Here is a 1945-nt window from a genome sequence, read left to right as displayed (position 1 = left end):
GCGCCGCGACCCGGCCGCAGACCCCGGAGCCGTCCCCGGCGCACCCGGCGGAGCACGCGCGTACGCCCCCGGCGGAGCCCGCGCGCACCTCGCCGCCGACCGACGCCCCGGCCGATTCCCAAGAGGCGGGCGGGAGCCCCGCCGTCTCCGAGTCCCCCCACACGCCCGCCCCCGCCAAGGGCGGCTTCACGCTGCGGCTCGACAACTTCGAAGGGCCCTTCGACCTGCTGCTCCAGCTCATCTCGCGGCACAAGCTCGACGTCACCGAGGTCGCGCTCTCCCGTGTGACGGACGAGTTCATGGCGCACATCCGGGGCATGGGGAGCGCCTGGGACCTCGACCAGACGACCGAGTTCCTCGTCGTCGCCGCGACCCTGCTCGACCTGAAGGCCGCCCGGCTGCTGCCCGTCGCCGAGGTCGAGGACGAGGCGGACCTCGCGCTCCTGGAGGCACGGGACCTGCTGTTCGCGCGGCTGTTGCAGTACCGGGCGTACAAGCAGGTCGCGGACATCTTCGCGGGGCGCCTCGCGCGCGAGGCACGGCGCTTCCCCCGTACGGTCGCGATGGAGCCCCGCTTCGCCGAACTGCTGCCCGACGTCGTGATCCGGATCGGGCCCGAAGGGTTCGCGCGGCTCGCCGTCAAGGCGATGCAGCCGAAGCCGGAACCCGCCGTGTACGTGGACCACATCCACGCCCCGCTCGTCTCCGTACGGGAACAGGCGGGGTTGCTCGTGGCGCGCCTTCGCGAGGTGGGCGAGGCCGATTTCGGGGCCCTCGTCGCCGACACCGACGACACCCTCACCGTCGTCGCCCGCTTCCTCGCGCTCCTGGAGCTGTACCGCGAGAAGGCGGTGGCGCTGGAGCAGGAGGAGGCCCTCGGTACGCTCACCGTCCGCTGGACCGGCGGCGAGGAGGACGCCGCGGCCTCCGCCGTCACCGACGAGTTCGACCAGGAGCACACCCCATGAGCCAGGACGCCATCGGCCGGGCGATCGACACGCGGTTCGCCACCGACGACGAGGACCTCGTCCCCGACCTCGCCGACCTCGACCTGCGGCCCGCGCTCGAGGCCGTGCTCATGGTCGTCGACGAGCCCGCGACCGAGGAACACCTCGCCAAGGTGCTCCAGCGGCCCGTGCGGCAGGTCGCGGGGGCGCTGCGGGCACTGGCCGGCGAGTACACGGCGCAGGGGCGCGGTTTCGAGCTGCGGCTCGTCGCAGGCGGCTGGCGGTTCTACTCGCGGGCGACGTACGCGGCGGCCGTCGAGAGCTTCGTCCTCGACGGGCTGCAGGCCCGGCTCACGCAGGCGGCGCTGGAGACGCTGGCGGTCGTCGCCTACCGGCAGCCGGTCAGCCGCGCGCGGGTCTCGGCGGTCCGCGGGGTCAACTGCGACGGCGTCATGCGCACCCTGCTCCAGCGCGGGCTGGTGGAGGAGGCGGGCACGGAACGCGAGAGTGGTGCGATCCTGTACCGGACGACGCACTACTTCCTGGAGCGGATGGGCCTGCGCGGCCTGGACGAGCTTCCGGAGCTGGCGCCCTTCCTGCCGGAAGCGGAGGCCATCGAGGCTGAGACACTGGAAGGTGTGCCGTCGTTCGATCCGGACGCCGAAGACGACGGCGCCGCGCACGGTCACGGATACACCGGGGCCGTCGAAGACGACCATCTCGACCACCTCGATCCGACGGAACACTGATGCGAAGCAGCGGCAGGGACAGCGGGCGCGGGAATCACCGGGGAGCCGGTAACCAGCGCGACGACAAGCAGAAGAGGGCGGGACGCCCCCGTCCCGAGGAACGCCGCTACGACGTGCCGGGAGCGCACGGCGGCAGCGAGGACAAGCGCTCGGGCGGCCGGCCCGGGAGCGGCGCGGGCAGGCCGGGCGGCTCCGGCAAGAGCGCGGGCTCCGGCTCCGGTGCGCGCGGCGGCTCCGGCTCCGGTGGGC

General features: G+C 73.7%; 2 protein-coding genes and 1 pseudogene. All 3 read left to right on the top strand.

Translation table 11 applies throughout. The features are described from left to right. Positions 1–968: segregation/condensation protein A (locus tag G3I42_RS09960; protein ID WP_239096366.1), on the top strand; the 968-nt coding region annotated here is incomplete at its 5' end. Beyond that, on the top strand, positions 965–1696 hold the full coding sequence (gene scpB / locus G3I42_RS09955; protein ID WP_164284398.1) for an SMC-Scp complex subunit ScpB: 732 nt from the start codon (positions 965–967) through the stop codon (positions 1694–1696). The genes G3I42_RS09960 and scpB, both read left to right, overlap by 4 nt. Next, a pseudogene (locus G3I42_RS37475) lies at positions 1696–1945 on the top strand (pseudouridine synthase); the annotation flags it as partial. The gene scpB and the pseudogene G3I42_RS37475, both read left to right, overlap by 1 nt.

Origin of the sequence: Streptomyces sp. SID11385, assembly GCF_010548245.1 — a bacterium.
In the GTDB taxonomy this organism is placed as follows: domain Bacteria; phylum Actinomycetota; class Actinomycetes; order Streptomycetales; family Streptomycetaceae; genus Streptomyces.
This window is presented reverse-complemented; position numbering and strand designations above follow the sequence as displayed.